General features: G+C 64.9%; 16 protein-coding genes. 7 read left to right on the plus strand and 9 right to left on the minus strand.

Annotated elements, in window-relative coordinates; all coding sequences use genetic code 11:
• Window positions 1–402 precede the first annotated feature (402 nt).
• Window positions 403–6252 (minus strand): manganese-oxidizing multicopper oxidase MnxG, encoded by a 5850-nt coding sequence (gene mnxG, locus ACYUME_RS14380; protein ID WP_460415292.1) that lies wholly within the window; start codon window positions 6250–6252, stop codon window positions 403–405.
• A 252-nt stretch (window positions 6253–6504) separates the two neighbouring features.
• On the opposite strand from mnxG, the gene ACYUME_RS14385 reads away from it, so the two are divergent.
• The 4 genes from ACYUME_RS14385 (at window position 6505) to ACYUME_RS14400 (ending at window position 8873) form a co-directional block, all read left to right on the plus strand.
• On the plus strand, window positions 6505–7371 hold the full coding sequence (locus ACYUME_RS14385; RefSeq protein WP_460415294.1) for a hypothetical protein: 867 nt from the start codon (window positions 6505–6507) through the stop codon (window positions 7369–7371).
• A gap of 66 nt (window positions 7372–7437) precedes the next feature.
• The gene (locus ACYUME_RS14390; protein WP_460415295.1) at window positions 7438–7749 is read left to right on the plus strand and encodes a hypothetical protein; all 312 of its coding nucleotides are present in this window, start codon (window positions 7438–7440) and stop codon (window positions 7747–7749) included.
• 101 nt (window positions 7750–7850) lie between these two features.
• Complete coding sequence (locus tag ACYUME_RS14395; RefSeq protein ID WP_460415297.1) at window positions 7851–8237, plus strand: VOC family protein; 387 nt, start codon at window positions 7851–7853, stop codon at window positions 8235–8237.
• Between the two features lie 66 nt (window positions 8238–8303).
• Window positions 8304–8873 carry a hypothetical protein gene (locus tag ACYUME_RS14400; RefSeq protein WP_460415299.1) on the plus strand — a complete coding sequence of 190 codons (570 nt, stop codon included), beginning with the start codon at window positions 8304–8306 and terminating at the stop codon, window positions 8871–8873.
• Between the two features lie 238 nt (window positions 8874–9111).
• Here the strand turns inward: ACYUME_RS14400 and ACYUME_RS14405 are convergent, their stop codons facing one another.
• Together ACYUME_RS14405 and ACYUME_RS14410 are read right to left on the minus strand one after the other, a co-directional pair.
• Complete coding sequence (locus tag ACYUME_RS14405; protein ID WP_460415301.1) at window positions 9112–10062, minus strand: IS110 family transposase; 951 nt, start codon at window positions 10060–10062, stop codon at window positions 9112–9114.
• 329 nt (window positions 10063–10391) lie between these two features.
• Window positions 10392–12071, minus strand: a complete 1680-nt coding sequence (locus ACYUME_RS14410) for an MFS transporter (protein ID WP_460415303.1) — start codon at window positions 12069–12071, stop codon at window positions 10392–10394.
• Between the two features lie 186 nt (window positions 12072–12257).
• On the opposite strand from ACYUME_RS14410, the gene ACYUME_RS14415 reads away from it, so the two are divergent.
• Window positions 12258–12944: a helix-turn-helix domain-containing protein gene (locus tag ACYUME_RS14415; protein ID WP_460415305.1), complete on the plus strand. Its 687-nt coding sequence runs from the start codon at window positions 12258–12260 to the stop codon at window positions 12942–12944.
• Here the strand turns inward: ACYUME_RS14415 and ACYUME_RS14420 are convergent.
• Window positions 12927–13820: a sterol desaturase family protein gene (locus ACYUME_RS14420; RefSeq protein ID WP_460415307.1), complete on the minus strand. Its 894-nt coding sequence runs from the start codon at window positions 13818–13820 to the stop codon at window positions 12927–12929. The genes ACYUME_RS14415 and ACYUME_RS14420 overlap by 18 nt on opposite strands.
• 102 nt (window positions 13821–13922) lie before the next feature.
• On the minus strand, window positions 13923–14618 hold the full coding sequence (locus tag ACYUME_RS14425; RefSeq protein WP_460415308.1) for a metallophosphoesterase: 696 nt from the start codon (window positions 14616–14618) through the stop codon (window positions 13923–13925).
• A gap of 73 nt (window positions 14619–14691) precedes the next feature.
• Here ACYUME_RS14425 and ACYUME_RS14430 point away from each other — a divergent pair, with 73 nt between their 5' ends.
• Together ACYUME_RS14430 and ACYUME_RS14435 are read left to right on the plus strand one after the other, a co-directional pair.
• Window positions 14692–15228, plus strand: a complete 537-nt coding sequence (locus ACYUME_RS14430; protein WP_460415310.1) for a DUF3016 domain-containing protein — start codon at window positions 14692–14694, stop codon at window positions 15226–15228.
• A gap of 113 nt (window positions 15229–15341) precedes the next feature.
• Complete coding sequence (locus tag ACYUME_RS14435; RefSeq protein ID WP_460415312.1) at window positions 15342–15584, plus strand: hypothetical protein; 243 nt, start codon at window positions 15342–15344, stop codon at window positions 15582–15584.
• A gap of 8 nt (window positions 15585–15592) precedes the next feature.
• On the opposite strand, the gene ACYUME_RS14440 is transcribed toward ACYUME_RS14435, so the two are convergent.
• The 4 genes from ACYUME_RS14440 to ACYUME_RS14455 form a co-directional block, all read right to left on the minus strand.
• Window positions 15593–16093 carry a methylated-DNA--[protein]-cysteine S-methyltransferase gene (locus tag ACYUME_RS14440; protein WP_460415313.1) on the minus strand — a complete coding sequence of 167 codons (501 nt, stop codon included), beginning with the start codon at window positions 16091–16093 and terminating at the stop codon, window positions 15593–15595.
• Between the two features lie 93 nt (window positions 16094–16186).
• Entirely contained in the window at window positions 16187–16591 is a 405-nt protein-coding gene (fos, locus tag ACYUME_RS14445) for a fosfomycin resistance glutathione transferase (protein WP_460415314.1), read from the minus strand.
• A gap of 104 nt (window positions 16592–16695) precedes the next feature.
• Window positions 16696–17043 (minus strand): hypothetical protein, encoded by a 348-nt coding sequence (locus ACYUME_RS14450; RefSeq protein ID WP_279886115.1) that lies wholly within the window; start codon window positions 17041–17043, stop codon window positions 16696–16698.
• A 134-nt stretch (window positions 17044–17177) separates the two neighbouring features.
• Window positions 17178–17717 (minus strand): GNAT family N-acetyltransferase, encoded by a 540-nt coding sequence (locus ACYUME_RS14455; protein WP_460415315.1) that lies wholly within the window; start codon window positions 17715–17717, stop codon window positions 17178–17180.
• Window positions 17718–17852 lie beyond the last annotated feature (135 nt).

Raw genomic sequence — 17852 nt, forward strand, 5'->3', positions numbered from 1 at the left:
CGCCGCCCAGACCAGCGTGGTATGGGTGACCGCGTCAGGGCGGCCAGGCGCTGGGTGATGGTTGTGCTGCGCCTGTGAGATCGAGCGCCGCCCGCGCGGCGCATCGCGACGCAAGGCCGCTCCTACATTTGTTTCGGGCCAGTCTCTCCTGTGCCATTACCTGGTCCGCCTTGTTGGTACGACGCGGTATCAAGGTGGGCACTGCTGGCGCCTCGCCTGACTTGAGGCATGCACCAAGGCGGGCAACCATGGCCTCACAGGTTCGGCACGTTGCAACAAATGTAGGAGCGGCCTTGCGTCGCGATGCGCCGCGCGGGCGGCGCTCGATCTGATAGGCGCTGCATCCCTGTCGCCAAACACCTGGTGGCCTCCCCCACTCCCAAGCCAGGCCACCAGGCGCCCTCACTGCGCCGGTGCCGTGGCCGGCGGCGCCTCATTGGTCACCCGCAGAATCCCCCACAACCCCGAAGCATTGCCGTACGCCGCATAGTCGCGGAACAGATAATCCCCCGGCACCGCATTGGCCCCACCGGCACTGGGCAGCATGAAGCTGAAGTGCGCCGCCGGCAGCACGCTCTCCTGTGCCCCCACGTACATCGCCATCGGGTTATAGCCAAAGCGCACCGAACCGATGCCCGGCAGCCCCATGGGGTAACCGTCCACATCGTTCTTCTCGGCCTGGTAGTTGTGCAGCGGCCACAGGTGTCCGTCCAGCTGGTAGGTGATACCGCGACTCCCCCCACTGGGCATCAGCACGTGGCTGCGCGCTGGCTGCCCTGGCTTGGCCCAAAGCACCGGGGTCTGCGGATCGCCACCGACCAGGGCGTTGCTGTAGGCCATGTGCGCGTTGGGCACATCGGCGAAGCCGAAGCCGTCGGCATGACCGAACGGCGCATCCGGCGCCAGGCCGAAGCGCAGCCACAGCGGCTCGGTCTTGTAGTTCATGGCCATGTTGCCGTTGTCCTTCGGATCACCGGGCACGCCGTTGCCTTCGGTGGCGATGCCTTCCACCGGACGGCCATCGGCCCAGCGCATGTTCAGCGAGCGCTGCCACACGGTCACGAAGTCGCGGTAGTCGGGCTGGCCGCTGACCTTCACCGTGGCCTGGGCACGACTGGCGACGTCCTCGGTCCAGGTGGCACTTTGCGGTAGCACGCTCATGGCGCCGACCAGGCCTTTCTGCGGCTGCTTGATGACATCCGCCGGGGTCAGGTTCAGGCCACCGAACTCGATGGCGGTGGTGTTGATGTTGTCCACCGTGCGCCCCAGTTGCAGCACCGGCTTGCCTTCGCGCTCCAGGTGCCCGGCGTAGTACTGGTACACCTTGTTCGGGTAGGCGCCGCTGCCACCGGCGCGCGGTGGCACGGTCTGCACCGGGTTGAGGCCGACGTTGACGCCGTCCGACTTGGTGATGTCGTAGGCCAGCAGTTGCGCATGCAGGCCGACATGGCTGGACGGACGCATCAGGTTGTTGTTGAACGCCGTGGAACCTTCGCTGCCCGCGCGGTCGCGCTTGACCACGTTCTGCATCACCGCCGTGCTGGGCAGGTCCGGCATCACCAGCGGCAAGCGGTTCTCCAGGGTGATGCTGATGCAGTCGCCGGCGTTGGCCCGCAGCACCAGGGGCTCGACCGGCACCCCGGCCTTGAGCTTGCCGGTGCTGGCATCGAGGTCGGCCTTGCGCACATAAAGCACCGCGGTCGGGTCGTGCAACGGCGAACTGTGGCCGCCGACGGTGAAGGTCGCGCCATCTTCCTCGTCGGTGACCGTGGCCATGGGGATATCGACCTTACGGCTGTTGAACACCAGGGTGCCGCCATTGGCCTTGAGCGCGCCGCCTACGTGCTGGCCGATGCCGGCCGGGTCGTTGATGCTGACGCCATGGCGGTTCTCGAGGATGTCGTTGGCCAGGGCCGCGACGATCTCGTAGCTGCGCTTGACCGTTGGCCGAGTGCCGATGCCATTGGCATTGGCCGTGGTTTTCGGGCAGATGCCATCGAAGTTGACGGTGTTGCGCATGGCCACCGGCTGCGGATTGTTCGGCAGGGCGAACAGGTCGGCGCGCTGGGCGGTGTAGTTGCGCATGATGCCCCAGATGCCGTTCCAGTAGCCTTCCAGCGCGGCGTCCAGCGAGTACAGGTAGTCACCATTGGTGGCGGCGGAGCTGGAGATCATCGACACCGGCGCCATGAAGCCGAGCTGCTCGGAGATGCCGACCATCTGCGACGACTTCCATCCCGAGTTGGAGCTGTTGCCGAAGCCCGAGCCGTTCTGCAGCCACTTGACGCCGTGCAAGGTGACGTTGTGCTCCTCTTCGTGGCCGCCGGCATGCATGCGCAGGCGCACGTTGTCGCCGGAATAGGTGCGCAGCATCGGCGTGAACGGATCGCCCGGCTCCGTGCCTTTGTTGACGTGCGGCGGGAACAGCGTGGTGCCGCCAGTGGGACCGGTGGCCTGGGTGATCGCCGAGGGCGCCAGGTTCATTGCCGGGATGGCGCGGTCGGTACGGCTCTGCATGGCATAGGCCAGGTCGCCGCCGAGGCCGTCGGCCTGCATGCCGCGCTTGCCGTCCGGGCCGACCTTGTTCGGGTCGAACACGCGCAGGGCCAGCGGTTCGTTGCGGTAGTTGACGACGAACATGCCAGGGTCATCCACCGAGATCGCCTGCGGGCACGGCCGGCTCGGGCAACCCGGATTAAGCCCACCACGGGACTCGACCACCGCCTCGAGCAGCGTCGAGGCTTTCTGCCGTACCGGTGGGTTGATGGCATAGCGGAAGCTGTCGGCGCTGGCCGGATAGGCCTGGCCATCCGGCACACCGTTGGGCCCGGCGCCCACGTACACGCCGGCTTCATAGGCGTGCTGGAAGTCGCTGTACTCGAGGAAGAACTCGCGGTAGCTGTCGTTCCTGCCGTCGCCATCGTGGTCGCCGGTCTGGATCACCGCCTGCCACGAGGTCGGGCCGCCATCCTGGCGAGTGGCGGGGTTGTACAGCTGCTCGCCGGTTTCGGCGTGGTACCAGCTGGAACCGGCAGGCTCGGCCAGCACGGTGGCATACAGCCCCAGTTGCTGGTGAGTCGACGGGCCAAGGTGATCATGGGTGAAGATGGTGCCCAGGCCACGGTCGACGTTATGCACGTTCACCAGCGGGTCGGCGAACCAGCGCTGCATGGCCGTGCGCGCGCCCAGCCAGTCGGCCCGACCGAAACGCCCGAAGTACGGATGCTGCCTGGCTTTCGGGCAGGCGGCGGTGCCGTCGCGGGCGTCGCCCTCGGTGCAGCCGTTGAAGCTACGGATCGCATGCACGCGCTCGACCACGCTGCCGGGCGAGAGCACGCCGTCCTCGTAGTTCCAGCCGTTGGCCGAGCCGTCGGCGGCGGTCAGGTCCCACTTGGGCAGGTGGATATGCTGGCCGATCACGTCGGTCGGGGTACGCACCTGGTAGTCGTCCATCTCGTAGAACGAGGGGATCAGGTTGGTCTGTGCGTACTGGGTGCAGTCGAAGGTGTTCATGCGCATCACCAGCGGCTCTGGCGGGCGCTGCTTGGTGATCACCGGCCAGGCGTCCTCCCACAGGGCCAGGATGCGGGCCTGCGGGAAGTGGTAGCCAACCTTGTTGTACACCGCGTCGAACTGGATGTTGGCGGCCTTGTAGATGCGCGGGCGATCGGCGGTGAAGGTGGACGCGCCACGGAAGCTCATGCCGGTCAGGCTTTCGCCGCTGGCGAACTCGCCCACCCCGGAACTCTGGGTCAGGCGCTTGCCCCGGTCATCCATGCACGGCTCATAGTACGGCGCGCCCGCCGTCGGCAACGCGCCATTGGTGCGAAACGCCTTGGCCACCGGCTGGCCGCCCGGGATCAGGGCGAAGCTTTGGTGCTCGGCCTTGGCGTGAAACTGCATGGCGGCCTGTTCGACCTCGGTACCCTCTTCAGGCAGGTAGATCGGCTTGGCCTTGTGCACCACCTTGGAGAAATCGAGCCGGGTGGTGGTGGTCACCGCCTCGCCGCCCGCGGACACACCATCGAGCGCGTGGCGACCCAGGCCACCGTCCCAGCCATCGACCTGGTTGGGGTCGAGGTTGGCCCACAGCGCCTTGCCACTGTCCTTGAGCTGGCGGGCCAGCGCCGGGTCGAGCATGTCCAGTGGTGGCGTCGGCGGACGCTGGCCGACACTGCTTTCCATACCGCCGATCCAGAATGGATAGCCAGGGTTCTTCAAGGTGCCGTCGGCGTTGCGGTTGGCCTCGCTGCGATCGACCAGGGCAAGCGAACCGACGGCGCGCGGGGTGCCGGGTTCATCGGCGTGATCATCGCCCTGCTGCTCTTCGTCGTCATCGTCATGCCCGGCGATCAGTGTCTCGCCCAACTTGGGCACCACGGTGACCTTGCCCGGCATCGGCGCCATGGCCTTGCCGGGCAGCGGCACGATGGCCGGGATCGGCGTCCCGGCGACGATCTCGCCGTCAGGCAGGGCGCGCGCACCCTGGGCGGGCTTGCCGCTGCGCAGGGCGAACGGCGTGCTGTGGAAGCCGTTCTCGCCCTCGCCGCTGACGGCCAGGCGCGTCCCCGGCTCGAATACGTCGTGTACCCGCCACATGGCCCACATGCCTTGGGCGAAGTGTGGATAGAAATGGCAGTGGTAGATGGCGTCGCCCGCCACGCGGTTGCGGTTGCCCGAACCGCCGTTGGCGATTTCGTAGGTGTAGCCGACCCCCGGACCGATGCCCTGGGCGTCGATATAGTCGGAGTTGTCGTCGTTGGGGTTGAACAGCCACTGATGACCGTGCAGGTGGAAGATGTGCTGCTCATGGCCATTATGGGTATTGCGGAACTTGGTGAAGTCGCCGATGTAGCTGTGGTGCACGTTGGCCGGCTCGGCCGGATACAGCGCCATGGTCGCCTTGACGCCGGTGGCGCTGGCCGGTGGCGTCTCGCCCGGGCGGATGTTCTCCAGCCCGACGTTGGCCGGAATGTCCACCAGGGTGCCGATATCGCCTACCGTGTGCGCGCTGAGGAAGAACTCTTCATAGGCGCACGACAGGCAGTCATGCATCGGCCCGACGCCCAGCCGGTTGGCCACCACCTCGGCGCCCATGCCACCGGAGCCGTAGTTGATCATGAACGAATCACGGGTCGGCTCCAGCACGTGGCCCATCACCGGGTCCGCCCAATAGCCGGGGAATGCCTGGGTGGCGGCCACTTCATCGGCGAACTGCGAGGCGAAGTCGCGAAACGCCTCCAGCCGGTTGGGCAACGCCGGGTTGCGCTTGCCGACGCTTTCCAGCGGGTAGGTGGACTTGGGGAAACTGCCGTCGGGGTTGGGGCCCATGACGATGGCATCGGTCTCGCTGTTGAGGATCTCGTTGCCATCGACCATGGCGATGATCGGCTTGCCGGCCTTGCCCTCGGCGATCCATGGTTGCACGTTGGGGTAGCGCGCCTCGTAGTCGATCACCGGCTGGCCGGTGGCGGTGCGTCCGGTGGTCGCCAGGCGCATTTCTTCCTCGGTCAAGGTGTTGCGGTAGGTGCGCCCGGCCTTGGGCACCACCACCACCTGGCCGAACAAGCCGTTGGCGACGTTGCCGGCCCCGCCCTGCCCGCCGAAGGTGGCGCCCTGGCTGGTGACGGCGAAGGCGCCTTCGCGCTCGGCGTACAAGGTGTAGCTGCGAGTCCCACCCGGGGCGACCAGGAAATTGCCGTTGCGCCCGGTATTGGCGGCGATGTCGGCGATGCTGTTCACCGCCTGCAGGCCATTGACCTGGAAGCCGACGTGGCGATCGCTGACCTGTTCGTCGGCGACGAAATCGTCGTTGCCTTCGTTCTCGACCTCGGGGCCTTCCTGCTCCTCGCCTTCGACCTCGTTTTCCTCGTGGTCGATGCCGTGCTTGTTGGGATTGGCCTGGTAGGCCAGCAGGTTGTTGAGGTTGACGGTCAGGCAGTCACCGGCCGCCACCCGCAGCACGATCGGCCGCGGACGCTTGTCCGGGCGCAGGGTGACCTTGCCCGGCACGGCCGCGCCGCCCTTGCCCAGGGGCACCAGGTGCTCGTCCACCACGTCGTTGCGCAAGGCGAACATCATGCCGTTGGCGTTCTGCGCGCCAAGGCGGTTGAACATCAGCGGCTGGTCCAGCGCCACCACATTGGCCACCAGCGTGCGCTGGCACTGCACGGCCGCCTCGCTGGTGACCTGCCAGCCGAGCAAGGCCAGCAAAAGCATGGACAGGACCGGACCTTTGCGCGGGTTCGACATGGGGCACCTCCGATGGGCGCAGGGACTCTGCGAGGAGATGAGCAAGCCTTATGCCAAAAATAATTCAATTACTTTCAATGCCTTACGATTCAACTCCACACGAACTGGGGCGCATGCCCCACTCCGGTTCCCCGAATCGGGGGACTGCGTGCGGCACTTGCATTTGGCCAGTACTACCCTATACCGAAGTGGCATCACCTCACGCTTTGCAGCAACCCATCGACAACCCTGCGCAACAAGGACGGAAGCACCATGGGCACACTCGTAGCGAAAAAATATCCCACCAAGCTTTTCCTCAAGGCGGCCGACCACACTTACGTGGAATGTGGTACGGGCGGCAAGGCCTGGGGGTGTTGGGGCGGCAAGACAGGTGGTACCGCATTCAACCAAGGCAGCGGCAGTACTCGCCGGGCGGACATGATCGCCGGACCCGATGGCCGCGCGGGCATCAGGCGCTACCTCATCGACGGTGTCTGCCACCAGGCCGCCAACCGCATTCTCACCGCAGCTAACATTCTGGTCTCCGGAGCGCGAGGCTATGCGCTGTCGGTCTCGATCTATGGCACCTATGGCCGAGGCACTTTCGACCGACACGACGATGTGACGGGTGATATCCCGGAGTGCGTGGAGAAACCTCGCCTAATGAGCAGCACGCTGGTCCCCGAGCCCGCAGCCCTGCCAAGCGAGAAAGCACTGGTACGATCGAACAAGGCGTTCTACCGCCGCATGCAAGACAAAATCACTACCCCGCAGGATGCCTTGGATTTCAACATGCGAGCGTTCGATCGGCTGCTGGATCACCTGCCGCCGCTCAAGCTGTCTGAGACGTCTCGGCAGGGGCTGATCGATGCGAAGTTCCATGTCGAAACCATGCTCTTCTCGCTCGATCACGAACAACGCTTGCAGAACGTCGAGCCTGCACAGTTGGTGGAGCAGATCAATCGCATGACCCTGACGTTCCAGGACGAGGCGGCCAATGCATTGACCCCCAGGCAATATGAGCAGGTCTACGGCGTTTCGGTGGACGAACGCCTGATACTTGCCGATCCGGATATCGTCAGCCAGGCGTTCGGCGCGGGTGTCTCCAGAGCGGTCTTTGGCAACCTTCCCGATCGCTGACAGACCATGACAAGCCCACCGCGCCATGGCCGCAAACTTAGCCAGCGAGAGTATGAAATCGCAGTCGTGGCGCTGTACCAACGGCAAGCCGATGTGGCCGGTGATGGGGACGACACCTTGGTACGTCGTCGGGAGCTGGACTTGACCATCGACCACAAGCTAGGGGTCGATTTCCCCGGGCCGCGTCGTGAACGGCTATGGCAGATTCAGCAGCGCGTGGAGCGCAAGCGGCTGCGCCTGCTCGCGCATAGCCTGTTGGCCAACCTGCTTCCCGTCATTGCCCGGCGACGCGCGAATGCGATCGCCGGGTTTGTCGAGCAGGCCTACGCCCAGGAACTGGACGCCCAGGAAATGGCCGACTACTTCGGTGACGATTAATCTGCGGGGGGGCAAGTACCGAAGGGCTACGACGCCTCCCTGGTCAAACCCTGCGAAACGTCTTTACTTGCTGTTACACCACTCCAATCAGGTGTGCGCCCATGAAGATCGTGGTCACCAGCATCCTCGTCGACGACCAGGCCAAGGCTCAGGCTTTCTACCATCATGTCCTGGGTTTCGAGCCCAAGCATGACATCCCCATGGGCCAGCACCGCTGGCTCACCTTCACCTCGCCCAACGACCCCAACGGCGTCGAGCTGCTGCTCGAACCCGATGTCCACCCCGCCGCGAAGACCTACAAGGCAGCCCTCAAGCAGGATGGCATTCCCGCCACTTCCTTCGGAGTACGCGACATACAGGCCGAATACACCCGCCTGTGCGCCGCCGGCGTGCGCTTCACCCAGCCCCCCACCGCCATGGGCCCGGTCACCGTGGCGGTGTTCGACGACACCTGCGGCAACCTGATCCAGATCGCCCAGCGGCACTGAAGACAGCCCGACAGCCATCCGCTACATTGCTGACTTCCTCAAGCGCAGCCAGAACAAGGACAACCCATGCGCTACGAATTCAGCGAAGTCCTCAATGACCTGATCGACTACTTCCTGCTCGGCGACATTCAACTGCTGGAAAGCTTCAAGGAACAGCACGACCTGCCCGACGACCTGGCCCGGGCGTTCACCAGCGGCGACAGTGGCGACCAGGCCGTGCGCGAAGGCGTGATCCTGCCCCTGGCCGGCATCGACAACCTGCCCTATCGCATCCTGTTCACCCTTGACCAAAGCACCCCGGCCCTGCTCGAGCCTGGCAGCCGCCTGAAGCATCGCCGTCCGGGGTATGTGCTGCGGGTCGAGAACCGTGCGCTGATGCTGTTCACCTGGCGCGTCCTGCAGCACTTCACCAACAAGACCCTGGGCGACCTGCTGGCGCGCTACCAGGAGCCGGGGCGGCCCATCATCGAACTGGACAACGGCTGGTATGACGTCGAAGTGCTGGCCGGGGCGCTGGTGCGCGACGGGCTGTACGAGCCGGCATTCGAGTTCGTGCTCAACAAGACCCACCGCCGCGGGGCCGGGGTGCAGGTCGATACGGGTTATCGCTATAGCCTGCGAGGCTATTTCGACTGAACGCGACTGTTCGAGGCAGGCGCGGTCGCTCAGATTCCTCACGCTGGCGCCGATCGGTGCATGGCTCGAAGTCGGCGCGTGTCCTGTGGGAGCAACTGTCTTACGCAATTTTTAGAATCTGGCGCGATCCCTGTGGGAGCGGGCTTGCCCGCGAACACGGGCGAAGCCCGTGCCATCCACCACGGTGTTGGCTTCGCGGGCAAACCCGCTTCCACGCTGATCGCGCAGCGTTCTGGATTTACGTTGTACTTTCAGGTTGCGGCAGCACCAGGTCGCGCCATGATGTGCCCGTTCTGAGCATGGCATTTAGCCGTACGATGAAAGTCCTCATGCAGGCCACGATAGCAACCTTGGGAAGCTTCCCCCGCTCGCGCAGTGACTCATAACGCGCCTTGAGTGCTGGGTTGTACTTCATCGCCACAATGCATGCCATGTACAGCGATCGCCTGACCGCAAATCGCCCACCAGAGATAGAACGCTTGCCCACGGACTTCCCGCTGTCGTGGTTGAAGGGCGCGACCCCGACCAGGGAGGCAATTTCTCTGGATTCAACCCGACCTAGCTCCGGCAGCAGCGCTATTAATTTGCCCGCTGTCACCATCCCAATGCCTTTCACTGTGATCAGCTGGGCAACCCGTTCGTCGTTCAGCATCGCGGTTTGCTGTTCGATCTCGCACTCAACCAGTTTGATCTGCGTCTTGAAGTGCTTCAGGTTGGCATTCAGGTAGTTAGCGACTGCAGTCGATTGCACCTGCTTCAGGCGTCGCAGGTCGTCATCTCGTTGTTGAACCAACCGATCACGTTGCTGAAGCAGCTCTCGCAGAAGCGCTCGTTCTGGGCTGACTCGCAGAGAGGGTTGATCTGGAATGACTTCGGCATAGTGCGCCAGAACTTCGGCGTCGATGGCGTCGGTCTTGGCCTTGATGCCCAAAGAGTCAGCGAATGACCTGGCCCGCCTGGGATTGACGCGTATGACCTTGTAGCCAGCGTCCTGTAGAAAACGCATGACATCTCGCTCGTAGCCACCCGTTGCCTCTAGCAGGACGCGCTTGATACTGAGCTTGCGAAGGCTCTTCAGTAGCACCTCAAAGCCTCTCGGATCATTGCTGATATGCAGTTTGATGCCCTGGGGCCGCACCGCAGCATCGAGCGAGATACTGGATACATCGATACCCAAGAAGGAAGCCATCACCAAAACCTCCTAAACTCAACACAGTGAGAGGACTTTGGCTTGGCCCACGCTTGTGATTCGAGATCAGAGCCGCATCCAACTGTTCGGGCTCTCGCCAAAGTGGAACGGTGAATGGCAGCTTGTGCTCCCACGCGTGCTCAAGGCACCTGCGGCATTCAGCTCTTGCCATTCACCGCTCTCACTCCAGATTCTAATCCCACCTCAAGACACAAGCGGCTTCAGCCGCGAACACCGGCGCAGCCGGTGCCAGGCTCCGCGCAGGCTGCTTCGCGGCGGTTCGGCGCCCCGAAAAACCCGCTCCCACATTCGGGCAGATGCGCCCGCGCTCAGGCGTGGTTGATATCCCGGTCCTTGGTCTCCGGCAGGAAGAAGATACCCAGCACCGCCGTCATCACCGCGATCACGATCGGGTACCACAGCCCGTAGTAGATATCGCCGGTCGCCGCCACCATGGCGAATGCCACCGTCGGCAGGAAGCCACCGAACCAGCCGTTGCCGATGTGGTACGGCAGCGACATCGAGGTGTAGCGGATGCGCGCCGGGAACAGCTCCACCAGCCAGGCGGCGATCGGCCCGTAGACCATGGTCACGTAGATCACCAGGATGGTCAGCAACAGCAACACCATGGGGTAGTGGATCTTCGCCGGGTCGGCCTTCTCCGGATACCCCGCCTCTTTCAGCGCGCCGCCCAGGGTGGCGGTGAAGGCGTCGTTCTGCGCCTTGAAGTCCGCGGCCGCCAGGCTGCTGCCGTCAAAGCTCGGCAACAGCCGTTCGCCGATCCGCACCTGGGCCACCGTGCCGGGCTCGGCGGCCTGGTTCTCGTAGGGAATCGCGCGCTTGGCCAGCAGGCTCTTGGCAATGTCGCACGAGCTGGTGAAGCGCGCCTTGCCCACCGGGTCGAACTGGAACGCGCACTGCGCCGGATCGGCGATCACCACCACCGGGTTCTGCTCCTGGGCGACGAACACGTCCGGGTTGCCGTACTCGGTCAAGCCCTTGAAGATCGGGAAGTAGGTCAGCGCGGCGATGATGCAGCCGGCCATGATGATCGGTTTGCGGCCGATGCGGTCGGACAGGCTGCCGAACAGGATGAAGAACGGCGTGCCGATCAACAGCGAACCGGCGATCAGCAGGTTGGCGGTCTGCGGGTCGATCTTGAGCGTCTGCAGCAGGAAGAACAGCGCGTAGAACTGCCCGGTGTACCACACCACCGCCTGGCCGGCGGTGCCACCGAGCAGCGACATGATCACCACCTTGAGGTTGTCCCAGCGGGCGAACGACTCGGTCAGCGGCGCCTTCGACGCCTTGCCTTCGGCCTTCATCTTCATGAACACCGGCGACTCGTTCAATTGCAGACGGATATACACCGAGATCGCCAGCAGCAGGATCGACAGCAGGAACGGCAGGCGCCAGCCCCAGTCCTCGAACGCCTCGGTGCCCATGGCGGTGCGGCAGGCGAGGATCACCAGCAGCGACAGGAACAGGCCAAGGGTAGCGGTGGTCTGGATCCAGGCGGTGAAGAAGCCACGCCGTCCCTTCGGCGCATGCTCGGCGACATAGGTGGCCGCGCCACCGTACTCGCCGCCCAGCGCCAGGCCCTGCAACAAGCGCAAGGTGATGAGGATGATCGGCGCCGCCACGCCGATGGCCGCGTAACCAGGCAGGATGCCCACCACCGCGGTGGACAGGCCCATGATCACGATGGTGATGAGAAAGGTGTACTTGCGCCCGATCATGTCGCCCAGGCGGCCGAACACGATGGCGCCGAACGGCCGCACGGCAAAGCCTGCGGCGAAGGCCAGCAGGGCGAAGATGAAGGCTGTGGTTTCATTGACCCCGGCGAAGAAGTGCTTGGCGATGATCGCCGCCAGCGAGCCGTAGAGATAGAAGTCGTACCATTCGAACACCGTGCCCAGGGACGAGGCGAAGATGACCTTGCGCTCCTCCCGGGTGATACCGCGTTGGGGCGCGCTACTGCCCGAGGATGCGCTGTCGAGGACCGCCATGGGTCGCCTCCGTCTGGTTGTCAGAGGGCCGGAGTATCCCTATCAGTCGCGAACGCACGCACCCAGGCCCCTGGGCTTTACGGTTGCGCGAAGCACGGCGAGGCACCGCCTCGGATCGCTGCAAGGTCATTTGAAGCATAATCGGCTTTGCACGGTTATCCACTCACGCCCGAGACGAGCCTATCCATGACCGAACGACCCGACACCACCTGGCTGGGCGAGCTCTGGCTGGCCGAGGATCACGGCCTGCTGCTCGGCACGCCGGGGCGTACCCGCGAACACGCCCATTACGCCCACCAGGTGCTGATCGCCCGGGAGGGTGAACTGTGCGTGGAGATCGAAGGCTGCCGCCAGCAAGGCCCGTTGCTGGCGATCGCATCGCTGCAGGCGCATGCGGTAATCAGCCATGAAACGCCCTGCATCACGCTGTTCGCCGAACCGCTGGCGTTCTCCCTGGAGACCCTGGCCTCGCTGTGTCGCTTGGCCGCAGGAAACGCCGAGCACCTGGCCGGGCTGCTGCGCGACTGCCCTCGGCGCGTGCTCGATCCAAGGCTGGCCAAGGCGCTGGCGCGCATCCGGGCGATGGACGAACAGACCTTGCCCGCCGCAGCCCTGGCCCGTGAAGCCAGCCTCTCGCTCAGCCAGCTGGAGCGCCTGTTCAGTGGCAGCCTGGGGTTGTCGGTACGCCGGCTGGTGCTGTGGCAACGCCTGCGCCTGGCCCTGCAACGGGCATTGACCGGCGACTCGCTGACCGAGGCGGCGATGGCCGCCGGCTTCGCCGACTCGGCGCACCTGTCGCGTAGCCTGCGCCAGCAGTTCGGCATCCGCGCCAGCGACGCCCTGCGCCACCTACGTTCACGCCCCGTCGCCTAGCGCTTCGCGCAGCGCGGGCGGCAACACGGCCGGCGCCTGCGCGGCCCCGTTGTCGCGAAACGGTTCGCGCAACTGGGCGAGGTAGCCTTGCGGATAGTCCGGACGATCGCCGATGCCCATGTCGTCGTCGGCCAACGCATAGCCGGGCAGGTACAGCGCGGTGCCGAGCAGACGGTCCCACAGGGGGAAGAACAAGGCGAAATTGACATCGCCCGTGGTGCCGTACTTCAGGTGATGCAGGCGATGGACCGGCGCCCAGGCGAAGACATGGCGCAGCCAGCCGATGCGCATGTCGACATTGCTGTGCTGCAGCAGCAGCTGGATCGAGATGCTGAAAGCCAGCAGCGCGGCGACATCCTGCGGCAAACCCAGCAGCACCAGCGGCACGACCCCGCCCAGGGCCTCGGCGAGCTGGTGCAGCGGGTGTTTCATCAAACCGTTGAATCCATACAGCCGGGTCACGCTGTGATGCACCGCGTGCAGCCGCCAGAGCAGCGCGCTGCGGTGACTGGCATAGTGCACCAGGGTCACGCCCAGGTCGGCCAGCGGCAAGGCCAGCAACAGTTGCCACAGTATCGGCCAGTGACTGGGCCAAAGCCCGACGCTGGGCAATCCGCCAACGAGCAGAGGGATGGCGGCGATACTGACGATGTTCAGGGTTTCATTGACCAGGGCGTGCCAGCAGTCGCGCCCACCCTCCCCGCCTGCTTCGCCCCAGGCGCCCTTGTAGGGGTACAAGGCCTCGCAGCAGAACGACAGCAGGATGGCCACCCCGAGCAGCGGCAGCAGCCAGATGACGCTGGCGCCAAGGTGTACCAGCCACAAGGCCGTGGCGATGAAACCGAAGAAGAAACAGGGGGCGTAGAGGATGCGCATGACCGGCTCCGTTGCTGAGGGAGCGCTCAGTTTCGCGGCCCTTGCGGCAAGCCGGCTTGAACAAACGGCGCAAGTTGCTGGCGCGGCCCATCGATGGCGAGCTCATGCACCGGGGCTGGGCTCGAGCAGCGTCAGGCTGGCCAGATCGAGCAGGCTGAAGACACCACGGCTCCAGCCCCCGGTATCCAGATGCCAGACATTGCCCAGCACCTTCACCTCGAGCACCGGGGTATGGCCGACCAGCAGGGCGCGCAGGCCGTCCACGGGTTGCTTGTCTCCCTCCTTCAGTCGCCGTCGCGACCATTGGCACACCTCGCGCACGGCTGGATCGTCGTGCCTCTCCAGGCTGTGGCGCAACTGCCGCCAATCGTCGAACGGGCTGTCGGCATGCAACACCCCCACCAAACCTGCGGGCGTCTCGACCTGCAAGGCAATCGGCATTTGCAGGAATGCCTCGACGAAGACCACCTGCTCATGTGCAGGCCGATCGAGGAACCAGCCACCGCCCGCCGCGCGATACATCTCCAGGTCGACGCGTCCGCCACGCAGGTGGCTGATCGCCAGGGCTTCGTGGTTCCCCTGCACGGCATGGAACCAGGGCTGTGCCAGCCACTCCAGGGCCTGCTCGCTATCTGGCCCGCGGTCGACCAGGTCGCCGACGCTGAACAGCCGGTCCACCTCCGGGTCGAAGGCCACCCGGTCCAGGCAATCACGCAAACGCCGGAAGTGTCCGTGAATATCGCCCACGGCCAGGTCGCGCCCATGCGCGTTGGCAGTCACGCAGCGAAACGCACTCATTGCATCGCTCCTGCTTCTATTGCTACAGCGGCGTAAAATGGGCAGGCAAGCCGTCCGCATCCGGAGGTGCATCATGCGTACCACCCTGGCCTGTACCCTGCTGATGGCGCTGGCATTCGACAGCATGGCACAGGGCGCCCCGACCTCACAGGTCGAGGTGCGCTTCGACCACCCGGAACGATTCCGCGATGCCAGCCTCGACAACCGTGGCTATGAGCAAGGCGCCGATGCGCAAGTACTGAAGGCCCTCACCGAGCACCTGCAGCGTCTCGGCCAACGCTACTTGCGGCCCGACCAGCAACTGGTGATCGACATCCGCGACATCGACCTGGCCGGACGCTTCGAGCCGTGGCACAGCCGTGCCTACGATGTTCGCTATCTGCGTGACATCACCTGGCCCAGCATCGACCTCAGCTACACCCTGAGCCAGCCCGATCAGCCGGTACGCCAGGCTCAGGAGCGCGTCAGCGACAAGATGTACCTCAGCCGCCCCGGCCGCCAAGGCAGCAGCGACCGGCTGTATGCGGAAAAAGCCATGCTCGGCGACTGGTTCCGCCAGCGCTTCGCCCCTGGGGGAACGGGTTCACCCACGAAGCAGGCATCTCGATAGCGGGCCCAGCCCGATACCTGGCCGCGTCCATGAAACACGCGCCGCGCGGCTGGTGCGGACGAGCAAGCCGATAGTATCCTCGGCGCTCGCACTCACGCCAAGGAACGGGCGGCATGAAATACCTGTTGCTGACACTGGCCAGCTATGCAAGCAGCTACTACCTGCTGGGTCTGTTGATTCGCGGCCGCCTGGCCGATATCGCCGAAGGCCTGCGCCATCGCCCGGATGCCCCGCCGCCGGGCCAGTACCTGCGGGAGGTGGAGGAACATGCCCGGCGTGCGCGCCGACATTACAGCTTCTTCGTCGGCAGCCTGCTGGCGCTGGCGCTGGTCGGTCTGCTCGCCTGGCTTGGCTGAGGCGTTGCTCAGAACGCCAGCGCCAGGCTCTGGCGCCCTTCCAGGGCAAGCAGGAACTGCTTGGCCGGCAGCCCTCCGGCAAAACCGGTGAGGCTGCCCGAGGCGCCGATTACCCGGTGGCAAGGCGCAATGATCGAGATCGGGTTGCGCCCATTGGCGGCGCCTACCGCCCGCACCGCGTCGGGGTTGCCGATCTGCCGGGCGATATCGCTGTAGCTGCGGGTTTCGCCGAAAGGGATGGTCAGCAGCGCCGCCCAGACCTGACGCTGGAACGCGGTGCCGGCGAAGTCCAGATCCAGCCCGAAGCGCCGCCGCTGCCCGGCGAAGTACTCGCCCAGCTGGCGCGCGGTGTCACGCAGCACGCCGTGGTGGTCGTCGCGATACAGCTCGCCGAGGCGCACCCGGTTTTCCCGCTCGTGCTCCCACAGCACGGCGGCCAGCCGCTCGCCACGCGCCACCAGGGTCAGCGTGCCGACAGGCGATTGCATCAAGGTGAAGGCGCAGGACATGGCAGGCTCCGGTAGATCGAGAGGGTCAGCGCACTGTACCCATCGCGCCGACCGGGCGCATCCGCTTTCTTGCGCGGTATCGAAGCAAAGGCCTCAGTCGAAGAACACCATGCCCGCGTAAGGCTGCGCCCTGCACGCGGCAAGCCTGGAGCGCAGATCGCCGACATGCGCTTCGAGCTGATGGCCGTCCGGGTCGAGGAAGTACAGCGACTCGCCTTCGCTACTGTCCTGTTTCCACAACCGGACCCCTTGCTCTCGCAAGGATCGGGCGAATGGGGCGAAGTTCGCTGGCGCGATGGAGAACGCATAGTGCGTGTAGTCACGCTCGGCCGTGCAAACCTGGTCGAGCGACAGGCACAGCCAGAGGTCACCCAGGCTCAGGTAGGCGCCCCGGGCCCAGCTCGCGGCAAGCTTGAAGCCAAGCGTGCGCTGATAGAATTCGATGCTGCGGGGCAGCTCGGATACAGCCAGGGTCAGATGATTGAAGCCCGTCAGCATGCGTCACATCCCTTTGCGCGCAAACGCTTACTGTAACGACGGATGAGGCGCTTGCCCACTGCGGGGCGAACGAATCCGCCCCACAGCGATGCCGAGAAGCTCGATCAGGCCCGTGCACACACCTGCGCCGCATCGAGCAGGCGGCCTTTGTCGTACCAGGCGTCGCGCTGATAGGCCGAGAAACGCTGCTGGCCATCGGCCCCATGGACCTTGACCAGTCCGTCCGCCTTGTTCGGGTCGGTGCTGGCGACGAACAGTTCCAAGGCGCCCTGATTCTGCACCACGTAGGTGATGGTGGACGCGGGAAGCTCGGCTTTCACGCAGTCAAGGTAGTCGGGAGGACTCTTGGCGGTCATGCCGAACGTGTTGTCATGACCCGCGCGGATATCAGGGTCATGCGCGCAACCGGCCAGCAGCAGGCTGGCGGCCAATGCCATCGTCAAGCGCTTCATACAGGCTCCAATCGCCCCAACCAGGAAACCCTGGACAGTGCCGGATACATACTGCCCTTTTTAATAGTCAGCTTACGGTTGCAAGGTTAGCTCCATGCGGCCAGTCCGTCATGATCGTTCGGCATTGACCAGGCTCAGGAAGGTCGTGCGATGCGATAAAGCACATGAGGTCGCAACGGATTACCCAGTGGGACCGTTGCATCGGCAAAGTCCTCGGCAGGATCCGAGCGCATGCCGAGCTTCTCCATCAGTGCCCGTGAAGGTTGGTTGATGGCGGAGGTATAGCCGATGACTTCGGGCAGCATGAGCGTCGACCAGGCGTACTGCAGGCAAGCACTCGCCGCTTCGAATGCATAGCCCTGCCGCCAGTGCTCACGCGCCAGGATCCAGCCGATCTCGACATGCGGGCCGCCGGGTATCTCGTCCCCCGCCAGGGACAGCCCGACGCCGCCAACGAGCTGGCCGTCGGCCTTGCGTTCGACGGCCACGAAGCCGAAACCATGCGCCTGCAAATGCTCCTCGCATTCGGCGATCATCGCCGCGGTCTCATCCGCCGCGAGGATTGCAGGGTAGTAGTAGCGCCGGACTTCAGGGTCGGCGTTGGCGATGGCGAAGGGAGCTACATCCTGTGCTTGCCAGGGGCGCAGCCTCAGGCGTGGTGTCTCGATCAGCATGATTATCCTGTACGAGCGGATCGGTATCGGGAGCGAGAATCTACCACAGGCGGGTGAACGAACATGGCCCTGGCTCGCCGCCATGGCGCAATGCTGTTCACCTAAGTAGTTGGGGCCGCTTTGCGCCCCTTCGCG

Source organism: Pseudomonas sp. microsymbiont 2 (assembly GCF_054788395.1).

Coding starts and splice junctions, on each gene's coding strand:
- ACYUME_RS14395 (WP_460415297.1), top strand. CDS start 7,851: ATGAAGATCGTGGTCACCAGCATCCTCGTCGACGACCAGGCCAAGGCT.
- ACYUME_RS14420 (WP_460415307.1), bottom strand. CDS start 13,820: ATGCGCATCCTCTACGCCCCCTGTTTCTTCTTCGGTTTCATCGCCACG.
- ACYUME_RS14425 (WP_460415308.1), bottom strand. CDS start 14,618: ATGAGTGCGTTTCGCTGCGTGACTGCCAACGCGCATGGGCGCGACCTG.
- ACYUME_RS14440 (WP_460415313.1), bottom strand. CDS start 16,093: ATGTCCTGCGCCTTCACCTTGATGCAATCGCCTGTCGGCACGCTGACC.
- fos (WP_460415314.1), bottom strand. CDS start 16,591: ATGCTGACGGGCTTCAATCATCTGACCCTGGCTGTATCCGAGCTGCCC.
- ACYUME_RS14385 (WP_460415294.1), top strand. CDS start 6,505: ATGGGCACACTCGTAGCGAAAAAATATCCCACCAAGCTTTTCCTCAAG.
- mnxG (WP_460415292.1), bottom strand. CDS start 6,252: ATGTCGAACCCGCGCAAAGGTCCGGTCCTGTCCATGCTTTTGCTGGCC.
- ACYUME_RS14455 (WP_460415315.1), bottom strand. CDS start 17,717: ATGCTGATCGAGACACCACGCCTGAGGCTGCGCCCCTGGCAAGCACAG.
- ACYUME_RS14405 (WP_460415301.1), bottom strand. CDS start 10,062: ATGGCTTCCTTCTTGGGTATCGATGTATCCAGTATCTCGCTCGATGCT.
- ACYUME_RS14430 (WP_460415310.1), top strand. CDS start 14,692: ATGCGTACCACCCTGGCCTGTACCCTGCTGATGGCGCTGGCATTCGAC.
- ACYUME_RS14415 (WP_460415305.1), top strand. CDS start 12,258: ATGACCGAACGACCCGACACCACCTGGCTGGGCGAGCTCTGGCTGGCC.
- ACYUME_RS14435 (WP_460415312.1), top strand. CDS start 15,342: ATGAAATACCTGTTGCTGACACTGGCCAGCTATGCAAGCAGCTACTAC.
- ACYUME_RS14400 (WP_460415299.1), top strand. CDS start 8,304: ATGCGCTACGAATTCAGCGAAGTCCTCAATGACCTGATCGACTACTTC.
- ACYUME_RS14410 (WP_460415303.1), bottom strand. CDS start 12,071: ATGGCGGTCCTCGACAGCGCATCCTCGGGCAGTAGCGCGCCCCAACGC.
- ACYUME_RS14450 (WP_279886115.1), bottom strand. CDS start 17,043: ATGAAGCGCTTGACGATGGCATTGGCCGCCAGCCTGCTGCTGGCCGGT.